A 5,407-nucleotide genomic window follows, 5' to 3' on the forward strand; every position below is an offset into this window, starting at 1 on the left:
CGGTCGGGCTGATCTTCCAGTCGACGCCGCACGGCACCTTCATCGCGCACAGTTACCGCTTTTCGCCCGAGCTCGGCACCTTCGTGATCGAGTGCAGCCCGGAGACATGGGCGTCGGCGGGGCTGGACACGGCGAGCGACGAGGAAAGCCGGGCGTTCTGCGCGCAGGTGTTCGCGCCGTACCTGGAGGGCGCGCCGCTGGTCGGCAACCGCTCGGGCTGGTTCAACCCTGAGTTCGTGACCAGCCGTCACTGGCATCACGGCAACGTGGTGCTGATCGGCGATGCGCTGAAGACGGTGCATCCCTCGATCGGCTCGGGCACGCGCGTCGGCATGCAGGATGCGATCGCGCTCGCCGAGGCGCTGGCGGCATGCGGCGGCGACATTCCCGCGACGCTCGCGGCGTTCGAGCGCGACCGGCGCGGCGGCGCGGACGCGTTCCAGGACGCGGCGATGAAGAGCATCCTGTGGTACGAGACGGTCGACGAGCGCATGGACCTCGATCCCCCCGCCTTCGCCTACAATTACATGAAGCGCACCGGCCGCGTCAGCGATGAGCGGCTGCGCCGGATCGATCCCGAATTCGCCGCGCTGGCCGAGCGGCACGAACTGCTCGCCGCCATCTGACACATGACCGTGGCGCGCGTCGGTCAGGCCAACAGGCCGCCGGCGAGCGTGGATTATCGATGAAAGGGGAGAGGATCATGAAGAGCTTTACGTCATCCATCGCGATCGCGACAATGCTGGTGATCGCCGGTGCGGCCACGCCGGCCGCCGCGCAGGACAGCGCGGCGCAGCAGGCGCCGGCCGCGCCCGCACCCGCCGCGGAGGCGCCACCGGCCGCCGACGGCACGGTCGGCGATATCGTCGTCACCGCGCAGCGGCGCTCGGAAAACCTGCAGAAGGTGCCGATCGTCATCACCGCGATCAGCGGCGCGCAGCTTGCGACGTCGGGCGTCACCAGCCTGGCGACGCTCAACACGGTCGCGCCCGGCTACAACTCGCGCAACGTGTCCGGCGCGTTCCAGCCCTATCTGCGCGGCATCGGCACGTCGAGCAATGTCGTCGAGAACCCGGTCGCGCTGTACATCGACGGCGTCTACATCCCGCAGCAGCGCGAGGGCCTGCGCGAGCTGCCCGATGTCGAACAGGTGGCGGTGCTCAAGGGGCCGCAGGGCACGCTGTTCGGCCGCAACGCGACCGGCGGCGTGATCCAGATCACGACGCGCACGCCATCGCAGACCCCGGAGGCCGAGGTGCATGCGGGGATCGACAATTACGCGACGATCCGCGCCGGCGCCTTCCTGTCGGGGCCGCTCGGCGAGGGCCTCGCCGCCAGCGCCTCGGTCGATTACGCGCACCAGGGCAACGGCTACGGCACCAACCTGGTGACCGGCAACGACACCTTCCAGCTCCTGCATTCGGTGTCGCTGCGCGGCAAGCTCCGCTGGGATCTGGATGCCGACACCGACGTGACGTTGATCGCCGACTATATGGACCGGCGCGAGCGCGCCTTCACCTTCGTGCCTTATGACGGCACCACCTTCGTCCGGCCGATCGGGCCGCTCGGCAGCAAGTTCGACACCTATTCGCAGGTCGACCCGTATACCGCCTTCAAGGGCGGCGGAGCGAGCGTCGAGATCGATCACGATTTCGGTCCTGCCAAGCTCGTGTCGATCACCTCGTATCGCCACGGCTCGACGAGTTACCTGTTCGACGACGCACCGACGCCGGTGCCGGTCTTCTACGTCCGCGTCGATCCGGGCAACCAGCCCAACCATGATTTCACGCAGGAACTCCAGCTGGTCTCGAGCAACAGCGACCGCTTCACCTACACCGCCGGCGTCTTCTACTATGACAACCGGCTCGCCAACCAGGTCCGGCGGGACTTCTTCCCGTCCTTCTACCGTGCGACGGTGGGTCCGCTCGCGGTGAACCAGCGGACCGATACCACCGGCGTCGAGAACACGCGGTCGATCGCGCCGTTCGGGCAGGTCGGCATCGGCCTGTTCGCGGGCACCAAGCTGACGCTGGGCGCGCGCTGGACCTACGAGCAGCGCGAGCTGCACGACGGCCTGATCGTCAGCACCCGCTACAACGGCACGGTCGTTCCCGTGCGGTTCACGCCGCCGGCGCTGACGATCCGGAAGCCGACCTGGCGGGTGGCGCTCGATCATCAGTTCGGGCCGGACGTGCTGGGCTATGTCTCCTACAATCGCGGCATCAAGAGCGGTGGTTTCAACATCCTCAACCCGTCCAACCCCGCCTACCTGCCCGAGCAGCTCGATGCCTATGAGGCGGGCTTGAAGACTGAATTGTTCGACCGGCACCTGCGCCTCAATGCCGGCGGCTTCTACTACACGTACAACAATCTCCAGATCACGCAGTTCGTCGGCGTCACGCAAAGCATCGTCAACGGCGCCAAGGCCGAGCTCTATGGGCTGGACGTCGACTTCAACGCCCGCCTGACGCCCGAGTTCAGCCTGTCCGGCGGTCTCGAAGCGCTGCACGCCAGGTTCACCGACTACCGCAACGCGGTCGGCAGCGTGCCGCGTGCCGACGGCGGCGCGACGCTGATCGCGATCGATGCCTCGGGCCGGCGCATCCCGCAGGCGCAGAACTTCGTCGCGTCGCTCTCCGGCGATTACCAGCGCGACTTCGACTTCGGAACGCTGCATTACAACGTCACCGGATCGTACAATGGCGACTATTATATCGAGGCGGACAATTTCCTCCGCCAGCCGGCCTATGGCTTGCTGAGCAGCTCGCTCGCCTGGACGTCGAACGACAAGCACTACACGGTGTCGGTCTGGGGACGGAACCTGCTCGACGAACGGATCATCTTCAACGCATCGAGCCAGGGCGTGGGATATCCCGTCTCCTATGGTCAGGCGCCGCGGACGTTCGGGTTGACGCTGAAGGTCGGCTATCGCTGACGGCAACGGTCGGGCGCGACGCGAGTCAGCGCCCGGCCGGCCTGCCCCACAGGTGCCCCGCGGGCCCGCCGCCGTCAGCGATGACGCAGGTGCGTGGGACCCGACGCGACATGGTGGAGGTCGGCAGCACCGTCGACCAGCGTAGCGCGCGACGGCCGGTCATCGCCGTCGGGCTATCGTGCCAGTCCGTCATGCCGCCGGGGCCAGGCACTGTGCCGCGTCGCCGGCGAGCCATCGGGCGCCTCGCTGCATCAGCGCCTCGATCGCCGGTCCGCGCGTGCCCGGCAGATCGCGGGCGACATCGAGGCCGAGGCCGGTCTGCAGATAGGCGAGATGCCGATAGCCGAGCGGGAAGGAGGCCAGCAGCGCCGGATCGAGCGTGACGCTCGCGCCCGGTACGACCGGCGTCATCACGTCGAGTTCGTAGATCGGCTGGCGCAGCCGCAGCAGCCAGCGTCCGTCGACCTTCTCGAGCGCGTCCCAGAAGCGGCCGTGGCACGTCACGTCGACCATCACGCCGTGCACCTCGGCGCGTTGCAGGATGTGCATCCGGGTCTGCGCCACCGCGCGGGTGCCGTGCAGATCGATCGCGGTGCCGCCCAGGCCGTGGAGCACGGTCATGCCGGCCTGCCACGCGGCGGCGCTGCGAGCGATGAAGTCGGCCGCGCTCGCCTCGCACCAGGTCGCCACCATGCGTCCGTCGGGATGCCAGAGGGTCGCAAGCCGCGCCCAATCGCCCGAATCGCGCCAGATCACCCAATTCTCGATCGTCTCGCGGATCACCTGCCGGTCTTCGCGCGATTGCCGGTCTTCGCTCACCTGGGGGACGCCATCGGTCGGCCGCTCTCGGGCACCAGGCTTGCCCAAAGGTCCCAGGCGCGGTCGACCTGGCCGTCGTTCGCCGCCGCCGCCGCGGCGGCCTCGGCGGGCGTCAGGAACGTCGGCGCACCCAGCGCCGCCGCCTGCAGCTGCACGCGTGCGCCCACCTCCAGATACACCGCGCGGAACACCGCCTGGCGCAGCGTCGTCCCCACCACCGTCGCGCCGTGTCCGCGCATCAATGCCACCGCTTCCTGCCCCAATGTGGCGGCGAGCGCGGCGCCGAGCGCGTTGGAGCGGATCAGCAGGTCGGTGGCATCGCCCGCCGTGTCGCGGATCTCGAACACCGGCGCGCCTTCGCCGAGAAAGCCGCACATGTGAAAGGTCGGGCGCAACGGCGCGCCCGCGACGATGCCGAACGGGATGACGGAGGGCGAGTGGCTGTGCACCACCGCCATCACCTCGGGCCGCGCACGGTAGATGGCGGCGTGGATGAAGCGTTCGAGAAAGGCGGGGCGGGGATCGTCCAGGGGTTCGCCGTCGAGGTCGATCCGCATCAGGTCCGCCTCGCCGATCAAGGCGGGGGCGAGCGAGCGCGAAATGAGAAACCGCCCGGCATCGTCCGGATCGCGCGTGCTGACATGGCCGAACGCGTCGACCACTCCGCGCTCGGCGAGGATGTGGCTGGCCGTCACCAGCTCGCTGCGGAGGGCCTTTATGTCCATGTCGCCGCCGCCAATGCCTCCAGTTCGGGGATGATCCGCGCCACCGCGTCCGGCGTGAACCGCGCCATGACATAATGATCGGGGCGCAGCAGCAGCAGCATGCCGGCATGCTCCGCCAGTTCTGGGACGGCATCGACCGGCAGCATCACGCGCCGCTCGACCAGCGTGTCCCACCGCGCGCCGAGCGACGCCCCCGCGTCGACGCCGACCCCCAGCAGTGCGAACCCGGTCCCGAGCAGCGCGTCGAGCCGCTCGCCGGCATGTGGCCCCTCGCGCAGCATCGGCTGTGGCAGGAGGCGCCCGACCGGCCCGCGCCGCGCCAGCATGGATGCGGCCAGGAACCCGTGCGTGAAGCGCGGCGGCGGCTTGTATTTCATCTCGGCGAACCAGCTGCGCGCCGCCGGCCATGCCGACAGCAGCCGGAATCCCAGGCGCTGCGCCAGCCCGTGCACGCGGGTGCGCGGCCCCATGATCGCGCCCATCCGCCGCGCGAGCGTGATCATCTGCGCGACGTGCCCGTGGCGTTCCGCCGGATAGCTGTCGAGCAGCCCCGGTCCCAGCCGGCCACCCGCCACGGCGGCCAGCTTCCAGGCGAGATTGCGCGCGTCGCGGATGCCGCTGTTCATGCCCTGGCCGGCGAACGGCGGCGAGAGGTGCGCGGCATCGCCCGCCAGCCAGACGCGGCCCTCGCCCCAGCGATCGGCGATGCGCGCGTGAAAATGGTAGACGGTCTTGCGGACGATCTCGCTGCCCGCCGCCGCGCCGTGATCGGCGAGCAGGCGCGCCACGCTTTCGTCGGCCAGCAGCGCGGCTTCGTCCTCGCCCGGGAGCACCTTGAACTCGTAACGGCGCGTCTGCTCCGGGCCGGGCAGGGCGATGCACGGCCGCCGCGCGTCGCAGAACACGATCGTCTCGCGGCTCGGCGCGG

The 5,407-nt window shown here is 69.5% G+C and carries 5 protein-coding genes; 2 read left to right on the top strand and 3 right to left on the bottom strand.

What is annotated here, in order from left to right; all coding sequences use genetic code 11:
* Both ACFE64_RS14880 and ACFE64_RS14885 read left to right on the top strand, forming a co-directional pair.
* A partial coding sequence (locus ACFE64_RS14880; RefSeq protein WP_375393239.1) for an FAD-dependent monooxygenase occupies window positions 1-626 on the top strand: 626 nt, incomplete at its 5' end.
* Between the two features lie 77 nt (window positions 627-703).
* On the top strand, window positions 704-2,935 hold the full coding sequence (locus ACFE64_RS14885; RefSeq protein ID WP_375393240.1) for a TonB-dependent receptor: 2,232 nt from the start codon (window positions 704-706) through the stop codon (window positions 2,933-2,935).
* A 189-nt stretch (window positions 2,936-3,124) separates the two neighbouring features.
* Here the strand turns inward: ACFE64_RS14885 and ACFE64_RS14890 are convergent, their stop codons facing one another.
* The 3 genes from ACFE64_RS14890 to ACFE64_RS14900 are packed head-to-tail and all read right to left on the bottom strand — an operon-like array spanning window position 3,125 to window position 5,384.
* On the bottom strand, window positions 3,125-3,754 hold the full coding sequence (locus ACFE64_RS14890) for a nuclear transport factor 2 family protein (protein WP_375393241.1): 630 nt from the start codon (window positions 3,752-3,754) through the stop codon (window positions 3,125-3,127).
* On the bottom strand, window positions 3,751-4,479 hold the full coding sequence (locus tag ACFE64_RS14895) for a class II aldolase/adducin family protein (RefSeq protein WP_375393242.1): 729 nt from the start codon (window positions 4,477-4,479) through the stop codon (window positions 3,751-3,753). Before ACFE64_RS14895 ends, ACFE64_RS14890 begins: the two co-directional genes overlap by 4 nt.
* Window positions 4,470-5,384 (bottom strand): FAD-dependent monooxygenase, encoded by a 915-nt coding sequence (locus tag ACFE64_RS14900; protein ID WP_375393243.1) that lies wholly within the window; start codon window positions 5,382-5,384, stop codon window positions 4,470-4,472. The genes ACFE64_RS14895 and ACFE64_RS14900 overlap by 10 nt, the downstream gene beginning before the upstream one ends.
* Window positions 5,385-5,407: the final 23 nt, after the last annotated feature.

It is taken from the genome of uncultured Sphingomonas sp., from assembly GCF_964250165.1.
Classification (GTDB): Bacteria; Pseudomonadota; Alphaproteobacteria; order Sphingomonadales; family Sphingomonadaceae; genus Sphingomonas.